The organism is Roseburia sp. 831b (genome assembly GCF_001940165.2).
In the GTDB taxonomy this organism is placed as follows: domain Bacteria; phylum Bacillota; class Clostridia; order Lachnospirales; family Lachnospiraceae; genus Roseburia.
In genome coordinates, this window is the sequence record NZ_CP135162.1 from 2,253,227 (window position 1) to 2,271,981 (window position 18,755).

Genomic DNA, 18,755 nt, shown 5'->3' on the forward strand with positions numbered 1-18,755 from the left:
TCTACTCCTTTTTTCTTCTCCTGTCTGCGCAGGCATCCACATATTTCCTACTCTCTGACTAACGGAAATGTCATACAGTGAGGTCCGCCGCCCGCTTTTAAAATCTCGGTGATGTCAAGTTCCACGACCTCCATGCCATGCTGCTCTAGCTGGCGGTTCACTTTTGTATTCTGGCTTAAAGACATGACACGATGATTTCCGAGTGCCTGCAGGTTACATCCATGCCGGAAAATTGCTTCTTCCTCCACCTTGATTAATTCAATTTCGTGTGCTTTTAACCAGCCGCGGAACTCCTCCGGCAGCCCTTCTTCATAGGTGACCGCAAGATGGTCGTCCACCAGATTAAACATCATATCCAGATGCAGATATGCCGGATTCGACGGCACTCCGATGACTTCATAGCCGAAAGGTGCTAACTGCTCTCTGATTTCTCTTACTCCTGTTTCGTTCGTGCGGTCCAACATTCCAACTGCAATTGTTTTTTCATTTAAAAACATGAAGTCGCCGCCCTCAAAAAGTCCTTCTTTCACTTCCGCAATCTTTGGCACTCCAAGCTCTGCCATTTTTGCTTCATAATCGGTATGTTCTTTGTAGCGCAGTGGCAGCCGGAAATTGCCAAGAATATAACCTTCTTTCACACATCCACCGAAATCTCTTGCGAAAACACCGTTTGGTCTTCCCGCATCTGCCGGAAGAATCTCGACTTCCACTCCGTTCTCGCGGTAAGCCTTCACGAATGCCTCGTGCTCTGCCATCATTTTTTCGACATTTAACTCATAGTCCCATTTTTTTGCAATCTCGTTGATTTTTGCTGCTTTTAAATAATAAGGTGTGGAAATTAAAACTTTCTTTAACACACCTGTTCCATTCTTTACATACATCTCTCGTTCCTCCTGTATTCAAAATATGCTTCTGCATTGACCACCTGACGACTTGTTACTTTAAAAACTCATCCACTGCCTCAATAATCAGCTCCGGCAGCACCTCAAACGAATACGGCAGATAGAGCCGCTCCGTCCACTTGTGTGCATCTTTTCCATATACCCCGAAATTGACCGCCGGAATGTTTAATCTCTTTATCTTTTTCAGCGGAATCGGATACAAGGTATCGTATGCCGGGAAATTTTTCATCAGGCACTCGATAGATGCTTCGTCGTCATCAATCTTTAAATAACTGCTGTCGGATAGACTTGGAAAAAACTGTTTCACCTCGTAAGTCTCCCCGGTCTTTTCGCCTACACGCTCCGCAAGCTTCACAAGGTGCTCCTTCAGCGCCCACTCTTTTTCATCCTCTTTTTTCAATGTGTTGTGCGGGCAGTATGGCGGGGCAAAATAGAGCACGACAACCGGCTGTTTGAACCCGATTTTATTTAAAAGATGACGAATCAGCGCAATCCCTATCTCACGCTGGTCTGTCCCCTTTTCCACTTCTGTTTCCAGAATATGCTGCAATTCCCCATCCGCTTTTGCATGTGCAAGCAATTCTTCGTACGTCATAATCTTCGGCTCATAATCGACATCCTGATAAAGGTCGCCGGAACACGCACAATACCTGCGGTCCTGCTCTTTTCTATATTTCTCTGTCTCCGAAAAAGCCTCCGCAGCCGCCTTTTTCAACGCTTTCACAATCTCCTCCACGGAACGATTGTGCACAAACAAATTGAAATAAACCAATGCGTCATATGCGGTCTGCACATTGTATGCCGTCTTTAGGTCTTTCATTTTCAAAACACTCGGCGGCAGCGTGCTCTCTCCCTCGTAGCAGTCACAAAATTCCGTATTCAGGCTGATTTTTCGAACCAGTTCTGCGGCAAGATAAGAGGCGTCAAAGCCTTCGAAACACTGCCCCACATGCGTCTCTTTTCCCTGAATATAAAAGCACGGAAGCAATTTTCCAACCGCACCGGCATAGATGTAACGCTTCGTGTCACCCTCATACAATGGACAAATGTAGTCATTATTGATTGCCAGTTCATAGGAGAATCCCTGCTCCTCCTGCAGCTGCTCTAACACCTCAAGTCCATGAACGATTCCGGTATGCAGGTTCTCCTCCACCGGATTTGCGGAAAAAAGTAGATTTCCCTTTAACGCATCCGCGTGCTCTGAAAAATAGTTCATCAGCACGGCAAAAACAGCCACGCCGCTTTTCATATCGCAGGCACCACGTCCCACCATCCAGTCCCCGGTTTCTAAATCCGCGCGCACCGTCTCCGGCAAATCAAGCTTTTTCATCTCCTCCAGCAATTTATCCGGTGAAAAAGCATACGGCTCTAACACACCAAAATCATCCACGCCGACCGTATCGATATGTCCGTGAAAAAGCAGCGTCCTTCCATTACTTTTCCCGCCCTTGATATAGGCAAACACATTTTTTCGATGCAGCGCATCTCCCTTTAATTCCTGTAGGAAAACCTGCTTTGGGTGTTCCTTAAAATACGGAATTTTCCTAAAATAGGATTCTAATTTTTCCGCCACTTTCCGCTCGCCAACCGAACCATTTACACTTGAAATCTCTACCAGTTCTTTGGTAAGCCGTTCCATTTCCGTCCGAAATTCTTTCATACGATTCCCCTTTCCTTTTCTTGCAATCACAGATGAATCTCTTTTTCATTCGCAATCCAGTTCACTTTGTCGTATTCTTTTTTACAAAAATGAATCAGGTTCTCGCAGGAAATCCGCTGTAACTCCCTCATGGATGTATCCGAGTAAAATGCCGCATGTGGCGTAAGCACAACGTTTTCCCGATGCGCAAGCGGATGATGTCCGATGTCCGGATTCTCTGTTTCTAACACGTCAAGCCCGGCTGCCCGAACCTGCCCGCTTTCTAGTGCCTCCGCAAGCGCCGTCTCATCCACACAGCTTCCTCTTCCTGCATTGATAAAAACAGGATGTTTTTCCATCCGGGCAAATTCTTTTCTGGAAAAATAGTGTCCGTTTTCCGTCGTCTGGTTCATGTGATTCGTGATGACATCCGCCTGCTGCAGTGCTTCCTCTTTTTCCACCAGCGAAACGCCTGCTGCCTGCGCCACTTCCTTTGGCAGATACGGGTCAACCGCTAAAATCTTCATCCCAAACGCCTGCGCGCGCTTTGCGACCGCCTGTCCGATTCTGCCGAATCCAAAAATCGCAAGCGTCTGTCCCTCGATTCTTCTTAAACCGGTCACGTCCAAATAGTTCCAGCTTTTTTTCTGCTCTATCGCATGTTCGTAGGCACGGATTCCACGCTGCAGGCAAAGCATCAACGCCATCGTATGCTCTGCAACTTCCTGTGTACAGTATTCACGGATAGGGCATACGGCAATGTTTTTCTCATTTGCTTTTTTCAAATCGATGGTGCCGTAACCGGTTGCATTTACCACAATAAGCTTTAACTTTTCTGCGGATGCAAGCACTTCCGCCGTCACCGGCAAAAACGCGGTCAGAAGAACCTCCGCTTCACGCAGTTTTTCCATGAACTCTTTCTGATTCCGGTAAGAATACACTTCCACCTTATACTCCCCACCTAACGATTCACGTAGTTTTTTCTTTTCCCATTCCAAATCGCGTTTCAATTCTTCCGGGTAATCGCTGATTAAAATGACATGTTCCATTTTCTTTCCCTTCTATGCCGCAAGCTTTTGCAAAATCTCTCTGGTTGCTTCCACAACCGCCTCCATCTCTTCCCTGGTTCCAATCGTGATGCGCAGGAAATTGTCGATTCGCGGCGCATCATAATAGCGCGCTAAGATGCCGTGCTCTCTTAGCTTCTGGTTATATTCTTTTGCATACATCGATGGATTGGTCACAAAAATAAAATTCGTGTGCGACTCTAATACCTGAAAACCTAATTTTCTTAGTTCTTCACTTAAAAATTCTCTGTTTGCAATAATCTCTTTTGCACACTTTTCATAATAAGCACTGTCTTTCACTGCCGCCGTTCCGATGGCAAGGGAAATATCGCTCATATTAAACGGATTAAAGGAAAACTTGATGCCGTTCAAATCATCAATCAGGCTCTTGTCTGCAACGCAGTAGCCGATGTGCGCGCCCGCAAGATTTTTGGATTTTGACATCGTATGAACTACAATCAGATTTTTATATTTGTGAATCAGTGGAATACACGTCTCATTGCCATAATCCACATACGCCTCATCAATCAGTACAAGGCGGTCCGGGTCCGATGCCGCCATACGCTCAATCTCTGAAATTGGCAGCACATAGCCGGTCGGCGCATTGGGATTCGCTAAAATAATATGGCGTCCGCTCTCGATAAAGGCATCCACATCCACCGTAAAATCCTCTTTCAACGGAATTGCCTTCCCGTCAATCGCAAAGGATTTTGCAAATCCCTCATAGAATCCATAGGTAATATCCGGGTAGGCAATCTTGGCCGTCTCATCAAAAAATGCAAGAAAAATCATACCAAGCACTTCATCGGAGCCGTTTCCCACAAAAACCTCCTCCATCTTCACCTGATATTTTTCCGCCACCGCAAGACGGAGTTCCTTCGCATCCGGGTCTGCATAAAAACCAAGACGCTCCATGCGCTCACTTTTCAAGACCTCTAACACTTTCGGTGATGGCTTCATCGAAGTCTCATTTGCATTTAACTTGATATATTTCCGGTCCTTTGGCTGTTCCCCTGGAACGTATTTCTCTAAATTCTCGTATCGCTTACATAAAAATCTGCTCATCTTTTCTGCTCCAATTCTTTTCATTCATAACGTTGATGTTTTTGTTATATGGGTTCGGGTGTCAAAAGATAGTTCATAACTTAGGGGGTGACAAATTACACAAGGCCAAGACTATTTTGTGACTTTGGGAGAATATTAATCTTGTTCAGGCATGCTAAGACTTTTCTTATATTCGTACAACGGAACAAAATGGGCCTGGCTTTGTGCAATTTGTCAATCCATAAACGATAAGCTATCTTTTGACACCCGAACTCTATATAACGAAAAAAGGTGCCGAAACGATTTTCATCGTCTCAGCACCTTCGCTTTCATGCTATCGAGTATATTCCCGAATCTATTCTTTTTCAATCTAATTTTTATTTACTTTTCTACAATAAAATGATAGTATTTTTATAAAATTCACAAAAATATTGTATGAAAGTAGAGAAAAAGGAGTGTCCTATGGTATCGGTTGCAGAATTGTTAGAGTTGACCTTGTTTGATGATTTTGAATTGGTGAGTGGCAAAAATGGTTTACATAATGATGTCAATACAGTTGCAATTTTAGAATATGAAAGCTACCAGAAAAATTATGATGTGTTCAGTCCGGGAGATTTCATCCTGACCTCACTCTTTTTTGCAAAAGACAATCCTGACCTCATCACCGAAGCACTGCTTGCCCTGATGCAAAAACCGGTCTCTGCGATTGCCGTCAAAACCATGTTTTTCCATGAGCTGCCGCAGCCTGTTCTCGATGCTGCCGAGCGCCTTAACATTCCGATTTTCTTTTTTCATAAGGCATACATGGAAGATTTGATTATCAGCGCCAACGAACTTTTAAAATCAAAACTGCAATATCTTATTTTCGAGGAAAAAGTAACCGCACTGATTGAGACAAGCCCAACTGCACACACCGTGACTGCTGCCGCCAGAGAAATCAACTATCACTTTCTGCCGTACGTCACGGCGGTCTACCTAACTCCGAAAAAGCTGAGTTCCCGCAATTCGATTTCAAATTACTTCAACCGTCTTAACTACAAACGTTATCGTTCCAAATCATTTCCGAGACAGTATTCCTATGTCAAATACCGTCAGGGCATGCTTCTGCTTTTATCCTTCGGGGAATCCATGTCTTTTTCAAAAGAGACACTTCTAGACATTATCGAGGAACAGCTTGCACTCGTGGACGTCTCCCCGGCGGACTTTTTCATCGGCATCGCCGACTCGCTTCATCCGCTTGCACAGTTAAACATTGCCATCTCGCAGGCTTTGACCGCGAACCGTATCTGCCAGCTTCAGAAAAGCGGCGTCCTTCTCTTTTCCGAAAGCGGCATTTACCGGCTCGTCACGCCACTGCTTTTTGATGCAGCCTTTTTAGAGGATTATCAGGAAAAAATTGCCATTCTCTCGCACTATGATGAAAAATACACCTCAAACCTGCTCCAGACCTTAGCAGACTTCGTCTCCTGCAACGGTGAAATTGCTGCCACCGCCGCAAAAATTTATCAGCACCCGAATACCGTGCGCTACCGGCTCAAAAAAATAAGTTCTCTCTGGTCGATTGACCAGGAGAACTTATATAACTACGCTTTTTCATATATGCATGCCTACGAGCTGCTTACGCATACTAATATCTGATTTTATTCATCAAAAATAGAAACAATTTCTCCGTCTAAGATGCGGTTCATGTTCTTCACGGCACAGAAGTTACCGCACATACTGCAGGTGTCTTCTTTTTCCGGCTTGGATTCTGCACGGTAACGGCGTGCTTTTTCCGGGTCGATTGCAACGTCGAACATTGCTTCCCAGTCTAATTTCTTTCTTGCCACATCCATCTTGTGATCCCAGTCCATCGCTCCCGGAAGTCCTTTTGCGATGTCTGCTGCATGAGCTGCAATACGGGTTGCAATGATTCCTTCTTTTACATCATCAACATCCGGAAGACGTAAATGCTCTGCCGGTGTCACATAGCATAAGAAAGATGCGCCGCTCATCGCTGCGATTGCTCCACCGATTGCAGATGTAATGTGGTCGTATCCAGGCGCAATATCGGTTACGATAGGTCCTAGCACATAGAATGGTGCGCCGTGGCAAAGTGTTTTCTGAATCTCCATATTCGCTGCAATCTGATTCATCGGCATATGTCCCGGTCCTTCAATCATAACCTGAACGTCTTTTTCCCATGCACGTTTGGTCAGCTCACCTAAGGTGATTAATTCCTCAATCTGGGAAGCATCTGTTGCATCCTCTAAACATCCCGGACGACAGGCATCTCCAAGACTTAATGTCACGTCATACTCACGGCAGATGTCTAAGATTTCATCGAAATGCTCATAGAATGGATTTTCCTCACCGGTCATCTCCATCCATGCAAAAATGATGGAACCTCCACGGGAAACAATGTTCATCAGACGTTTATTTTTCTTGAATTTCTTTGCTGTTTCTTTGTTGATTCCGCAGTGAATCGTCATGAAATCCACACCGTCTTCTGCGTGCATTCTTACGATATCAAGCCACTCCTGTGATGTAATTTTGCCAAGTGCCTTGTGATAGTAAACAACTGCGTCATAGATTGGAACCGTTCCAATCATCGCCGGGCACTGCTCTGTCAGCATGCGGCGGAATTTTCTGGTATCACCATAGGAACTTAAGTCCATGATAGCCTCTGCTCCCATGTCAACCGCGTTTTTCACCTTTTCCATCTCCATGTCAAGGTCTTTCATATCTCTGGATGTACCAAGGTTTACATTTATCTTTGTAGTCAATGCAGAACCTACTCCGCTCGGAGAAATTGCTTTATGTACTTTATTGCAAGGAATAATTGCCTTTCCTTCCGCAATCAAACCACGTAATTTTTCCACATCCATATGTTCTTTTTCTGCAACCTGCTGCATTTCCGGCGTTACAATGCCCTGTCTGGCAGCATCCATCTGTGTTGTGTAACTCATTCTTTTTCCTCTTTTCTGTTTTCTAACAACGCAAAAACGGAGGACACCAAATGGTATCCTCCGCATTATAAGCATTCTCTTCTTACTTCCTACGATGGCATTATCCATATCAGGTGTAAGGGTCGAAGTTCGATTACTTCCTCTCAGCCTGCATGAACAAGCTCCCCCGTATTTATTCTTTTTATGCTGATTATCAGCTAGATTATTATAACGAATTTTTTTCCATTTTGCAAGCCTTTCGCACTATTACTCCACACGCTGTTTTTGCACTGTAAACTGTTAGCAGAATTCGCTCCACACAATATTTTTTAATTTGCGTGTCAGCGGCATCGTTCCGGCATCTTTTCTCTGACAGGAAAGCAGCATTGTAAGGTTGTCCTTCGGGCTGTTGATAAAATAAAATCCAAGCCAGCCATCCCAGCCGTATTCCCCTTTTGTGCCGAACATATTGGCTTTCTCCGGTTCTTTTAAAATGCGCAGGAAATTCCCATACGTGTAACCGTTTAAGCTTTCCCATGCACGGTTCATACTCTCCTGCTGCCACGGCATGAGCGCTGCCTGCGTCATGTATTCGACGGTGCGCTCCGAGAGAATCCGCTTTCCATGATAACTTCCTTTTTGTAAAAGCATCTGCGCAAATTTGGCATAATCATCGATTGTGGATACCAGACCTGCTCCGCCCGATTCAAATGCCGGTGGAACATCCTGCGTGTAGCGGATGGCAAGATTATTCGTCTGGCATTCCCTAATGCTGCATTCCTTCATGCCGCCTTCCACACGTTCATAGACTTTTGCAAGGCGGTGCTGCTTCTCCTTTGGCACATAAAATGCGGTATCATGCATGCCAAGCGGCTCAAAGATTTCTTTCTGTAAAAATTCGCCAAACTTTATCCCTGTTATCGCTTCAACAACCGCTCCCATGATGTCTGCCGATGTTCCATACATCCATCTGCTGCCCGGCTCAAATGCAAGCGGGCAGTCTGAAAGCTTCCGTGCGACTTCACGGGTTGTTCTTTTATTCTCCGTATAAAGCTGCCGGTCTAATTCTTCAAATACTTTTTCAGCTGCCACGGAACCGGCATTGCTGTTATCCCCGCCGTACGCCAGTCCCGACGTCATGTTTAACACTTCTTTGATTAAAATATTCCGGCCGCACGGTATGACGTTTGCTCCATCGACGCAGGTCATGTCTGCGTATTCCGGTAAATAATCACAAAGCCACGCCCCCGCATCGAGAAGCCCCCGCTCCATCAGAATCATTGCCGCTACGGATGTAATCGGTTTTGTTGCAGAATACAGACGGACAATGGTATCTCTCCCATAATCTCTGCCCGTCTCACAGTCTGCCTTTCCTCGTTCGACATAAAGTTCTTCTTTTCCATCTTTTATTACCAAAAGCGATGCGCCTGCCACCTCATGTTCTGCAATTGCACGCTCTATGCACGCCTCTACAAGCTTTTTTTTCTGCTCTGTCATTCCTTTTCCCCCATTTGATTATACTTATTATAAAATCTTTTTCGTAACCGCACTAGCGATAGAATTCCACTTTTTTTACCTAAAAAAATAGAGCAAAGCCCCCTATTACTTTGCCCTATCTTCTCTTTCTATCGTTTATTTTATCACTAATTTACAGGTTCCTCTCATATTCAATGGACATTCATAAACACGATCCGTTCCACTTTGACCGATGAAGGAAATTGGGCATCTGCGGCAATCACCTGCAACGAAATCTCTTGGAACCTCGAATTCCAAAGTCGCTTTTTTCAATCCCTGTTCTGCTTCTTCCTGTTTGATATGATCCCAGCTTAACATCTGTTCACAGCCCTTGCACTTGTCCATTCCTCTTGATACCGGGCGTCCACAGCATGGACAAGAATAATAGGTCTCTGCCATCTCTCCCTGTACCTCAATCACGTCAACCGGAAACTGCTTAATCAACTGTGATCTAATTTCATCACTTACCATATTTATCTCTCCTTCTATCCTTGTCATTTCCTGACTACTACCCTTTATTATATCATGATTCCCTAATCTTTTACGACCATTTTCGCCATAATCCGTTCTTTCTTAGATTCATTTTCATACTTAACGGCAAAATACAACTTTATCGTGTTCTAAAATTTTTGTTTTTCCATCCGGGATAATCGTTGTATTACCACGCACAATCATGATAATCAGCTCATCTGTGGAAAGTTTGAGCGACGAGATGACCTGATTGCACCACGGATGACCTTTTTCAATCGCTTCCTCCTGCAATTCTTCCCCATCCGGCTCGTAAGGCGGCACACTTAAAATGACACTGTCACCTGCCAAAATTTTGGTATCCCCTTTTGTAATAATGGTTTCATCTTTCCGCTTAATCATCAGAGCAAGTGCTCCGGTTGGCATTGTAACCTCGCGAATACATTTGTTCTCCCAGTTATGCCCTTTTGGTATGTACATGCGCATCATTGTAAAAGAAGTTTCATCCTGATAATCATTGAACGTTTTCCGTACATCAGCATTGTCATCGCGCATCTTTAAGCGCTGCACCATCCACGGAAGCGCACCGCCTTGTACCGATACGGAAAAAAGGGATACCAGAAACACAATATGAAACAAATCGTAGGACATCGACATCCCACTTGCAACTGCCATAATTGCAAATACGGACGAGGATGCTCCTCGAAGCCCTGCCCAGGCAATTAACAGACATTGCCTGGTACTGCATCCAAACGGTTTTAGCAGGGAAAATACAGCAATCGGACGTGCAATCAGAGTCAAAATAACGGTCACACAAAGAGCCGTCGGAATAATTTGTGGCATCTTATGTGGAAATGTCAATAATCCTAATAAGAAGAAAATCAAAATCTGTGCCAATCCGGTAACTCCATCAAAAAAAGGAATTAACACCTGTTTGGACTTTATTTTGCTGTTACCGATTAAGATTCCCATCAGGTAAACACTCAGGTAAGGATTTCCCCACGCAACTTTTGTAACACCATAACATAGTAAAATAAAGGAAATCAGAAAAATGGTTTCCAATCCTTCTGAAATTAATCTTGTTTTTCTCATCAGCCAGATAGACACTGCTGCAAATCCGACACCAAACAATGTTCCAACTACAAGTTGTAATAGAATCAAAAGCCACACGGTATTGGTTCCATCCTGTTTCATCAGACTGATTCCCACAAGGGTAAGCAGATATGCAACCGGATCATTGCTACCACTCTCTAATTCCAGAATAGACGCTGTACCATCCTTTAGATTCAGCTTTTGCTTTCGTAAAATTGCGAACACGCTCGCCGCATCCGTTGCCGATAACACCGCACCGATTAGAAAACTCTCTGAAAAAGAAAATTTTAACACAAAATAACAAAGTACTGCTGTAATCCCCGCCGTAAGCACGACGCCTGCTGTTGACAGCAAAATGGATTTTCCCACCACCGGTTTTGCAGCCTTCCATTTGGTATTAAAGCCACCGTAAAACATGATAAAAATAAGGGCAATGGAACAGATTTCCTCTGTCAGTTTATAATTATCAAACTGAATTTTTGCGATACCATCACTGCCAAATAGCATGCCAATAAACATAAACAAAATCAGTGCCGGCATCCCAAACTTATCGGAACACTTCTCCGCCATCACACAAAGCAACAATACAATTGATACAATCAAAATTCCGGTTGTCATAAATCAGCTCCTATCTTTCATCTGGTTTCATTCTATTTGCTCTAATTTGTTCTGTTCCCCTTTGTTTCTATTTCTTTATTTTATCTGCTTCGCTATCTCTTCCTGTACTTTTTTATATTTCTCCCTGCTCACTTTCTTTTGTAAGCTGTTCTTTCAACAGGTTTACATAATGTTTTGCATTCTCACGGTTCGCTTCCACTTCCTCCTCACGCAAAGGACGAATGACCTTTGCCGGATTTCCGAATGCCATTGAATTGTCTGGAATTTTCGTTTTTCCAGTAACAAGTGCGCCTGCACCAATGATACAATTTTTTCCAATCACAGCGCCATTTAACAGAATACTGCCCATGCCGATGACGGAATTGTCTCCGATGGTACAGCCGTGCACAATCGCATTATGTCCGATGGTGACACCTTTTCCAATCACAACCTTATGTCCCGGGTCGGTATGAATCGTGCAATTATCCTGCACGTTGGATTCATCCCCAATTTCAATTGGACCGGAATCCCCGCGAACCACGGCATTGTACCAGATTCCAATCTGATTTCCTAAGGTTACATCTCCGCCGACATAAGCGCCCGGCGCAAGAAAAATCTGTTTTTCCTGTGACATACTCGCTCACAACCTTTCTCTTTGCTAAAAAATATCTTCACACTTTTTTCCGAAATTAGGGTGACAAAAATTAGTCATCATAAAAATTCGGCATCGGCTTTGTTGGATATGCTCCGCACATATTTAAAACATACGGCCATTTTCCTGTATCTTCCACCAGAAATCCATAAACCACACCCATGTGCCTGTGCCAGTGACGAAACTGTCCTAAAATCAGACGAAATCTTGTCATTTCGCAATTCTTTGGCATTTCAAGCAATTCCTCGTCCTTTAACACTTTTAAATAGGAACGAATCTTACGCTCAATCGAATCCAAATAACGCAACAATTGTTGTCTGGTAAGCTTTTCATCGCCTGGAACCACATTCAAGTCTGCGAGTCCCTCCTGATAAAAGTCTGGATTTTGATAGTGTTCATCCTTTGGATTGATATACCATCGGTCCATCGAATAAAGCATATGAAAAATATATTTCCACATCGGAATCTCATCATAACGCTTTTCCCACAACTCGTCTGGCACACATTCCATCAGATTTCTTGTCTCCCATAATGCCCGCTCTGTTAGAAAATGAATTTCTTCACAAAAACTCATATTACCCCTGCCTTCCTCTTTTTATATTACCAATAATTTATCGCAATCCCAATATCCTCTTTTTATCTATTTTGTAGATAGCACATTCTTTTTCAAAAACTGTATATAAAATCCCACTCCAACCAGACTTGTCACCAGCTCCGTGATTGGAAATGTCAGCCAAAACCAGGTTAATCCAAATCTGGAAAACAAAAATCCAAGTGGCACAAACAACACCACCGTGCGTATTACCGTTAACATAGAACTTTTCAAACTGGAGCCAACCGCCTGGAAAAAGACCGGAAATATTAAAGATGTAACCATTGTTAAAAAACTGGTTCCGATAAACCGGAATGCAACTTTTCCTATGTCAATCACAACCGGGTCTGAACTGAATACGCTTAACATCTGCCCCGGAATTGTACTAAAGCAAACCGTTCCAATTGACATTAATAACATTCCAAATAAGACGGACGTTGACAATGTCTTTTTACATCGCTCTATGTTTTTTGCCGCATAATTAAAACTGATGACCGGAACGATACAGGTCTGCATTGCGCCTAGCGGAATAAAAAAGAAAGTCTGCCACTTATAATATAACCCTAACGTCGTGACTGCCTGGTCAGAAAAAACCGATAAAATCAGATTTAATCCAAAAATATAAAATGTATATGCTGACTGCATTAAAATGTTTGGGGTTCCTATCCGAAATATTTTTGCAATATGCCCCGGATATACTGCTTTCCCTGGAGACTTCCGAAAACCTTTTCTTCCTACAATAATGGCTGCCACAATCTGACCTGCCACTGTTGCCACTGCCGCACCGCCAATTCCCATCTCCGGCAAGCCAATTTTGCCAAAAATAAGAAGCGGATCTAGAATAATATTGGTAACGGCTCCCATAATCTGCGCAAACATCGGTGTTTTCATGTCACCTTCTGCCTGCAAAACCTTTGTCCAGATACTTTCCAAAAACAGTCCTATACTAAACACACAGACAATTCTTCCATATAAAACAACATCGCCAATTACAGTTTGTGAATTTGTTGACAATCTTGCATAGAAAGGCATCATAAACCAGCAAACAAACGCAAACAAAAACCATAATCCCAAGGCAAGCGGGGTTCCAATTCCAGCATATTCATTTGCCTTTTCCTTCTTCCCCTGCCCAAGTCTTGCCGCCATAATCGTATTGATGCCCACACCGGTTCCTACTGCTAACGCAATCATCAAAAGCTGTATCGGATATATAATGGATAACGCGGTCAGTCCTTCCTCGGAATAGCGCCCTATAAAAAGACTATCAATAATATTATACAATGCCTGTATTAACTGCGCCAGCATAACAGGTGGTGCCAGTTTTAATAAAATTTTGCTTATCTTCTCTTTTCCGTAAAATTCTGTTGTTTCCATCTTTTTTCTACCCTAAATGTTTTTTAATAAATTATGCCACAAATCTTTATTTTTTCAAGAGTTTCTATTTTCCTGTCTGCCTCTTTTTTATTTTATAGCACTCCTGCTCTCCACTCTTTTTCCTCTACTATTTTAGGGTCTTCCTGTTTACCACTCTTTTTCTTCTCACATTTTATAGCCTGGCTGTCGTCTCTTCACTTTATATTCTCTAATATACATGCCTTCCTTCTATTTTTAGCTATTTGACACGCGCGTTCTTTTTTCATTTTGTTCATGATGACATGCCTATTGTCATTTTTTCATTGATAGGCATGTAAAAATAAGGTAATACAACGATGGTTTTACATGCCATCTTTCCCATTTTCAAACATAGGCATGTTATCTTACCGTCAAGAATACATGCCTATCATACTTTTTTCCTTTGTAGGCACGCAATATTTCCATTTCTTTTACTCATTTTTGCATGCCTATTTCATTTATTTTGCCTAAAGGCACGCATTTTCTGGCATATTCTAGATTAAGCATGCATTTTGTGGCAGTTTGAAAGATATGTACTTAGGCAGACTCTAAAAAAATTAAATGTTTTTTTACATAAAAATATGCTATTCTATGTTCTTTACGGAGGACAAACAAATGAATCATATTTTAAAACAAGTGCATCCCTATTCTATCTTTTATTCCAATTCTGATAACAGATGGCACACTACCATTGTTGATGAATCAAATATACATGGTAGAAGGCAGATTGCACGAAAGAAGAAATGCGACTTAGAACACTTTTTACTGGAACACTATTATTTACCAGAAACAGACCATGTACAAACCCAAAAGACCTTTGAGGATATCTTTTATCTGGTTCAGGAACGGAAGTTACGACTTATTAAAAATCCCGAAAAAATTCCTAGCGCCCAAAATACACATCTCAAAGCAAAATCCGATTTCAAACGATATTTTGCAGATACAAATTTTATAACCATGCCAATTGATGAAATTACGAAAAAAGATATTGAGGATATTTGCCTTTATAATCTTGAACGCTATGACCTTAAGAAAAAAGCTTTCGCCTCCTTGCGTGGAATTTTAAAATCAGTCTTTGACATGGCATATTCCGAATATTGGGTATCTGATAATGTATATCAACGTGTAGATTTTTCTCTTTTTAAAAATATGTATATTCCAGAAACACCGATTGACAATCGAATGCACCCAACGGATGAAGTTTATGCTATTATCCAGGAGCTTCACCGCAAGGAAAAAACACGTCCTATGTATAGCTCTATATGGGCACTCGAAATGCAAATATTGATGGGGGCAAGACGCGGTGAACTCCCCCCGCTTACCTGGGATGATATTTCTGACACCTGTATTTGCATCTCAAAAGAACAACTTACATCTGGGAACAATTTTGTTATTGTAAACCATACTAAAAATTATAAGCCAAGATACTTTCCCCTAACCAATGATCTCAAAGATTTTCTGGTACGGCTAAAATCCATGCATAGCAAGTACTATCCCGATAGCGTATATTTATTTCCCGCTAATGCTGCAAATGGAACCATCACAAATCGGGCAGTCTATCTAGTCTATCGTGGCATTTGTCGTAAACTTGGAATCGATAAACCAAAGAATGTGATTCGAGGACCACATTCATTTCGAAGAAACGCTATTACAGACGTTGTAAATGAAACAAATGGAAATATTGTCATGGCATCTGAACTATTTGGCAACACACCCGAAGTTGCCAAACAACATTATTTTGCTGGAATTGATTTATCAGTTGCAACTACCATCCTAGACAAAAGATCATTGCTTACCAAAAGTAAACAATCGTAAACATTTTTGCAAAAGAAAAGACGCCGTTCTTTCGAACGACGTCATTCTTTTCGGAATGAGACATCGGGGATTCGAACCCCGGACAACTTGATTAAAAGTCAAGTGCTCTACCAACTGAGCTAATATCCCATATTTAATTAAGCTGGGCTAGTTGGATTCGAACCAACGAATGCAGGAATCAAAATCCTGTGCCTTACCGCTTGGCGATAGCCCAACAATTGATTGCTGCACATACCGCAACAAGGGTGGATACAGGGATTCGAACCCTGGGCCTCCAGAGCCACAATCTGGCGCGCTAACCAACTGCGCTATACCCACCATAAAAGACTATAGGCAGCTTCTTGTCAGATGCTTCTTGTCTTTCTTCTTCCTTAGAAAGGAAAATGTGCTCGAAGGGATTCGAACCCCCGACCCTCGGCTTAGAAGGCCGATGCTCTATCCAGCTGAGCTACGAACACATGTAGCAACTTTATGAAATTGCTTCATATCTGCCTCTAGGGCAAATATAAAGCGGGTGATGGGAATCGAACCCACGTATCCAGCTTGGAAGGCTGGTGTTCTACCATTGAACTACACCCGCATAGAGTCGGGGTGACAGGATTCGAACCTGCGACCTCCTGGTCCCAAACCAGGCGCTCTAGCCAAGCTGAGCCACACCCCGAGGAGTTATTTGGTCTTGTCTGTTTCGCAAGACAAGAGTTATTATATCTCAACCAAAAGAATATGTCAACACTTTTTTTCATGTTTTTTTAATTTTTTTCAATTGTAGAAAAAATATATGTAATGAGCACAATTTAAGCCCCTTTTTCTAGAGATAACGGATTTCAAAATGTGCCTTTCTATCTGCGTCTATGTCCATCACGATATAGGATGGCTGCTTTCCTTCCTGCCTTGGGTAAGACAGACTTCCTGGATTTATTGCAATAATATCTTTTCCATAATCAATAACCGGACGGTGTGTGTGCCCAAACATTACAATGTCAAAATTTCTGGCGGATGCCTCTTTTTTGATATCTTCAATCCCTGCCGATACATAATAGTAGTGTCCGTGTGTAATCAGAATTTTATACGCACCAATCCTTAATTCCTTCTCCCTTGGGAGCGCAGAAAAGAAGTCATTATTCCCTGCAACAACTTCTAGGGGACATCCGGCAAGTTCCTGTATATAGTCCTCCTGCCCCTCTGCATCCCCTAAATGAATCATCAAATCAAACGGTGTTTCCCGTTCTACTACTTTTTCAAGATTGCTATGTTTTCCATGTGTATCACTGACAACTAAAATTTTCATCATCTTTTTCCTCTGAACGTAGTTTCTTCTAATTTTCATTAGAATCTAATCCCCATTAGACTCGCTCACATCAAAGATCTTTTGGCTGTCTTAAATCTTCATAGGTGTCGGCAAGCAGCGCTTTCATTTTGCGCAGTGCCTTTCCTCTATGACTGATTTCATTTTTCTGCTCCTCGGAAAGTTCCGCTGTGGAACACTGATATTCCTCTACCATAAAAATCGGATCATATCCAAATCCATTTTCTCCGGCCGGTTTTTCTCCAATATAGCCCTCAATTGTTGCCTGAGTCGTTAAAACCTTTCCATCCGGCAATGCTGCTGCAATCGCACAGACAAATCGTGCTGTTCTTTTTTCCTTTGGAACACCCGAAAGACAATCCAAAATCGCCTGGTTTTTCACCTCATATGGGGTATCCTCTCCTAAATAGCGGGCGGAATAGACCCCTGGCTCTTTGTTTAAATAATCGACCTCAAGCCCGGAATCATCCGCAAGTACAATATCCTTTGTCTGTTTCGCAATCTCTGTCGCTTTGATTTTGGCATTCTCTACAAATGTAGTTCCATTTTCCTCTATATCGGCCAAAATCCCTGCCTCTTTCATCGAGACAACCTCCACCGGCATATCTGCCATAATTTCTCTGATTTCTCTCATCTTACCGGCATTTCCGGTTGCAAAAATAATTCGTCTCATTAATATCCTTCCTCCAAAGCACGGTGGATTGCCTGATAAATTCCCTGTGCTGTTTTTTTCTGGTATTCTTCTGAATTCAGGTTGTCAAGTTCTGCCTGGTTTGTCATAAAACCAACCTCAATCAACGCCACCGGCACCTCACTGGTACGAATAATATAAATGCTGTCTCCTTCCACAAGACCTTTATCCGTACTTCCGGTTGCTCCTGTGACTTCGTCCAGGCACAACTGTGCCAGATGCCTGCTGCCTAAGTCCTTGGTATCTGATTCGCTGTACATAACCTGTGTACCATTAATTTTTGACATTCTTCCACTTCTTGTAGAGTTGTTATGAACGCTGATAAACAAATCCGCATTCGACTTGTTGGCAAGCTGAACCCTCTGATCAAACGTCGGGTTGCTGTCATCTGTTCTTGTATAGTAGACTCCGATATTTTCATCGGATGCATCGAACAGCGCTTTCAATTGCAGCACGATTGCCAAATCGATGTCTTTTTCATTGCTTCCTTGTATCGTTGCTCCCGGTGCCCGGCCGCCATGACCGGCATCAATGACGACAACTTTGTCATAGATATCGTGCGGGTCTATAAAATCCATATAAAAATAGGAATCATCGTAAGATGTCTCTAACTCATAAACGCGGTCTAACACAATCTCGACTTCACCAGCTCCATTTTCCAACGCATAGGAAAGATTGTCAATGTGATTGCTGCTTCCCGTCAGCGGGTCCTGGTCAAAATAAGTTGCATCCACCGCCGGAATTTCCATTGTCACCGTCTGTGTCACATAATCCTCATGAAAAGAAATCTGCTCCCCGGTTACTCCCTCTGGAAGCTGCAGCTGAAGCTGCCTTTTTTCTCCGGAAGCATCTTTCACTTCCCCTGTGGATGCCGCTAACGTCAACTCCGTCATCTTCGCCTGATTTTCGGACGCAAGCTCCGCAAGTGCCTGTCTCTCATCCGCCCATTCCACTGCTTTTACGTGCAATGCTGGAAAAAAGTATAACGACACACCAACTACAATTGTCAATACAACAAAAAAACCTGCTGCAAACTTTATAATCCTTTCTTCCACT

The 18,755-nt window shown here is 42.8% G+C and carries 16 protein-coding genes, 6 tRNA genes and 1 riboswitch; of the genes, 2 read left to right on the top strand and 20 right to left on the bottom strand.

The features are described 5' to 3' along the window. Window positions 1–47 precede the first annotated feature (47 nt). The 4 genes from BIV16_RS10275 to hisC are packed head-to-tail and all read right to left on the bottom strand — an operon-like array spanning window position 48 to window position 4,673. Window positions 48–881 carry a dimethylarginine dimethylaminohydrolase family protein gene (locus BIV16_RS10275; protein WP_075680720.1) on the bottom strand — a complete coding sequence of 278 codons (834 nt, stop codon included), beginning with the start codon at window positions 879–881 and terminating at the stop codon, window positions 48–50. Between the two features lie 55 nt (window positions 882–936). Beyond that, window positions 937–2,592: a M20/M25/M40 family metallo-hydrolase gene (locus BIV16_RS10280; RefSeq protein ID WP_330546280.1), complete on the bottom strand. Its 1,656-nt coding sequence runs from the start codon at window positions 2,590–2,592 to the stop codon at window positions 937–939. Next, window positions 2,589–3,590: an NAD(P)-dependent oxidoreductase gene (locus tag BIV16_RS10285; protein ID WP_075680721.1), complete on the bottom strand. Its 1,002-nt coding sequence runs from the start codon at window positions 3,588–3,590 to the stop codon at window positions 2,589–2,591. The genes BIV16_RS10280 and BIV16_RS10285 overlap by 4 nt, the downstream gene beginning before the upstream one ends. Window positions 3,591–3,602: 12 nt before the next feature. Next, the gene (hisC, locus tag BIV16_RS10290) at window positions 3,603–4,673 is read right to left on the bottom strand and encodes a histidinol-phosphate transaminase (RefSeq protein ID WP_075680722.1); all 1,071 of its coding nucleotides are present in this window, start codon (window positions 4,671–4,673) and stop codon (window positions 3,603–3,605) included. Between the two features lie 441 nt (window positions 4,674–5,114). On the opposite strand from hisC, the gene BIV16_RS10295 reads away from it, so the two are divergent. Next, complete coding sequence (locus tag BIV16_RS10295) at window positions 5,115–6,290, top strand: PucR family transcriptional regulator (protein ID WP_075680723.1); 1,176 nt, start codon at window positions 5,115–5,117, stop codon at window positions 6,288–6,290. Window positions 6,291–6,292: 2 nt separating this feature from the next. Here the strand turns inward: BIV16_RS10295 and thiC are convergent, their stop codons facing one another. The 7 genes from thiC to BIV16_RS10330 form a co-directional block, all read right to left on the bottom strand. Further along, the gene (thiC, locus tag BIV16_RS10300; protein ID WP_075680724.1) at window positions 6,293–7,600 is read right to left on the bottom strand and encodes a phosphomethylpyrimidine synthase ThiC; all 1,308 of its coding nucleotides are present in this window, start codon (window positions 7,598–7,600) and stop codon (window positions 6,293–6,295) included. 69 nt (window positions 7,601–7,669) lie between these two features. Then, window positions 7,670–7,778, bottom strand: a riboswitch (TPP riboswitch). A gap of 101 nt (window positions 7,779–7,879) precedes the next feature. Continuing rightward, window positions 7,880–9,076, bottom strand: a complete 1,197-nt coding sequence (locus tag BIV16_RS10305) for a serine hydrolase domain-containing protein (RefSeq protein ID WP_075680725.1) — start codon at window positions 9,074–9,076, stop codon at window positions 7,880–7,882. A 135-nt stretch (window positions 9,077–9,211) separates the two neighbouring features. Continuing rightward, window positions 9,212–9,565, bottom strand: a complete 354-nt coding sequence (locus tag BIV16_RS10310; RefSeq protein ID WP_075680726.1) for a hypothetical protein — start codon at window positions 9,563–9,565, stop codon at window positions 9,212–9,214. A 120-nt stretch (window positions 9,566–9,685) separates the two neighbouring features. After that, window positions 9,686–11,272 (bottom strand): potassium/proton antiporter, encoded by a 1,587-nt coding sequence (locus BIV16_RS10315; RefSeq protein WP_075680727.1) that lies wholly within the window; start codon window positions 11,270–11,272, stop codon window positions 9,686–9,688. A 112-nt stretch (window positions 11,273–11,384) separates the two neighbouring features. Further along, a complete protein-coding gene (locus tag BIV16_RS10320) occupies window positions 11,385–11,885 on the bottom strand; it encodes a gamma carbonic anhydrase family protein (RefSeq protein ID WP_075680728.1) in 501 nt (166 codons plus the stop codon). A gap of 70 nt (window positions 11,886–11,955) precedes the next feature. After that, window positions 11,956–12,477 (bottom strand): DinB family protein, encoded by a 522-nt coding sequence (locus tag BIV16_RS10325; protein ID WP_075680729.1) that lies wholly within the window; start codon window positions 12,475–12,477, stop codon window positions 11,956–11,958. A gap of 66 nt (window positions 12,478–12,543) precedes the next feature. Further along, window positions 12,544–13,869, bottom strand: a complete 1,326-nt coding sequence (locus tag BIV16_RS10330) for an MATE family efflux transporter (protein WP_075680730.1) — start codon at window positions 13,867–13,869, stop codon at window positions 12,544–12,546. A gap of 633 nt (window positions 13,870–14,502) precedes the next feature. Between BIV16_RS10330 and BIV16_RS10335 the strand changes: the two genes are divergently transcribed. Beyond that, entirely contained in the window at window positions 14,503–15,702 is a 1,200-nt protein-coding gene (locus BIV16_RS10335) for a tyrosine-type recombinase/integrase (protein WP_075680731.1), read from the top strand. Between the two features lie 56 nt (window positions 15,703–15,758). Here the strand turns inward: BIV16_RS10335 and BIV16_RS10340 are convergent. The 9 genes from BIV16_RS10340 to BIV16_RS10380 all read right to left on the bottom strand — a co-directional run bounded on the left by BIV16_RS10340 (window position 15,759) and on the right by BIV16_RS10380 (window position 18,754). After that, window positions 15,759–15,831: transfer RNA gene (locus BIV16_RS10340), tRNA-Lys, on the bottom strand. Window positions 15,832–15,844: 13 nt separating this feature from the next. Further along, window positions 15,845–15,916 (bottom strand) — tRNA-Gln (locus BIV16_RS10345). Window positions 15,917–15,946: 30 nt separating this feature from the next. Beyond that, a tRNA-His gene (locus BIV16_RS10350) sits at window positions 15,947–16,020 on the bottom strand. 66 nt (window positions 16,021–16,086) lie between these two features. Continuing rightward, a tRNA-Arg gene (locus tag BIV16_RS10355) sits at window positions 16,087–16,160 on the bottom strand. Between the two features lie 51 nt (window positions 16,161–16,211). Beyond that, window positions 16,212–16,282 (bottom strand) — tRNA-Gly (locus BIV16_RS10360). A 6-nt stretch (window positions 16,283–16,288) separates the two neighbouring features. Further along, window positions 16,289–16,363 (bottom strand) — tRNA-Pro (locus BIV16_RS10365). Window positions 16,364–16,510: 147 nt separating this feature from the next. Further along, on the bottom strand, window positions 16,511–16,990 hold the full coding sequence (locus tag BIV16_RS10370) for a metallophosphoesterase family protein (RefSeq protein WP_075680732.1): 480 nt from the start codon (window positions 16,988–16,990) through the stop codon (window positions 16,511–16,513). Between the two features lie 70 nt (window positions 16,991–17,060). Next, a complete protein-coding gene (locus BIV16_RS10375; RefSeq protein WP_075680733.1) occupies window positions 17,061–17,681 on the bottom strand; it encodes an XTP/dITP diphosphatase in 621 nt (206 codons plus the stop codon). Beyond that, complete coding sequence (locus BIV16_RS10380) at window positions 17,681–18,754, bottom strand: N-acetylmuramoyl-L-alanine amidase family protein (protein WP_075680734.1); 1,074 nt, start codon at window positions 18,752–18,754, stop codon at window positions 17,681–17,683. Before BIV16_RS10380 ends, BIV16_RS10375 begins: the two co-directional genes overlap by 1 nt. Between the last annotated feature and the right edge of the window lies 1 nt (window position 18,755).

What these genes read in the sequence shown, in the direction of transcription:
- BIV16_RS10275 (WP_075680720.1), bottom strand. Translation starts at nt 881, where the DNA reads ATGTATGTAAAGAATGGAACAGGTGTGTTAAAGAAAGTTTTAATTTCC.
- BIV16_RS10285 (WP_075680721.1), bottom strand. Translation starts at nt 3,590, where the DNA reads ATGGAACATGTCATTTTAATCAGCGATTACCCGGAAGAATTGAAACGC.
- hisC (WP_075680722.1), bottom strand. Translation starts at nt 4,673, where the DNA reads ATGAGCAGATTTTTATGTAAGCGATACGAGAATTTAGAGAAATACGTT.
- BIV16_RS10295 (WP_075680723.1), top strand. Translation starts at nt 5,115, where the DNA reads ATGGTATCGGTTGCAGAATTGTTAGAGTTGACCTTGTTTGATGATTTT.
- thiC (WP_075680724.1), bottom strand. Translation starts at nt 7,600, where the DNA reads ATGAGTTACACAACACAGATGGATGCTGCCAGACAGGGCATTGTAACG.
- BIV16_RS10305 (WP_075680725.1), bottom strand. Translation starts at nt 9,076, where the DNA reads ATGACAGAGCAGAAAAAAAAGCTTGTAGAGGCGTGCATAGAGCGTGCA.
- BIV16_RS10310 (WP_075680726.1), bottom strand. Translation starts at nt 9,565, where the DNA reads ATGGTAAGTGATGAAATTAGATCACAGTTGATTAAGCAGTTTCCGGTT.
- BIV16_RS10315 (WP_075680727.1), bottom strand. Translation starts at nt 11,272, where the DNA reads ATGACAACCGGAATTTTGATTGTATCAATTGTATTGTTGCTTTGTGTG.
- BIV16_RS10320 (WP_075680728.1), bottom strand. Translation starts at nt 11,885, where the DNA reads ATGTCACAGGAAAAACAGATTTTTCTTGCGCCGGGCGCTTATGTCGGC.
- BIV16_RS10325 (WP_075680729.1), bottom strand. Translation starts at nt 12,477, where the DNA reads ATGAGTTTTTGTGAAGAAATTCATTTTCTAACAGAGCGGGCATTATGG.
- BIV16_RS10330 (WP_075680730.1), bottom strand. Translation starts at nt 13,869, where the DNA reads ATGGAAACAACAGAATTTTACGGAAAAGAGAAGATAAGCAAAATTTTA.
- BIV16_RS10335 (WP_075680731.1), top strand. Translation starts at nt 14,503, where the DNA reads ATGAATCATATTTTAAAACAAGTGCATCCCTATTCTATCTTTTATTCC.
- BIV16_RS10370 (WP_075680732.1), bottom strand. Translation starts at nt 16,990, where the DNA reads ATGAAAATTTTAGTTGTCAGTGATACACATGGAAAACATAGCAATCTT.
- BIV16_RS10375 (WP_075680733.1), bottom strand. Translation starts at nt 17,681, where the DNA reads ATGAGACGAATTATTTTTGCAACCGGAAATGCCGGTAAGATGAGAGAA.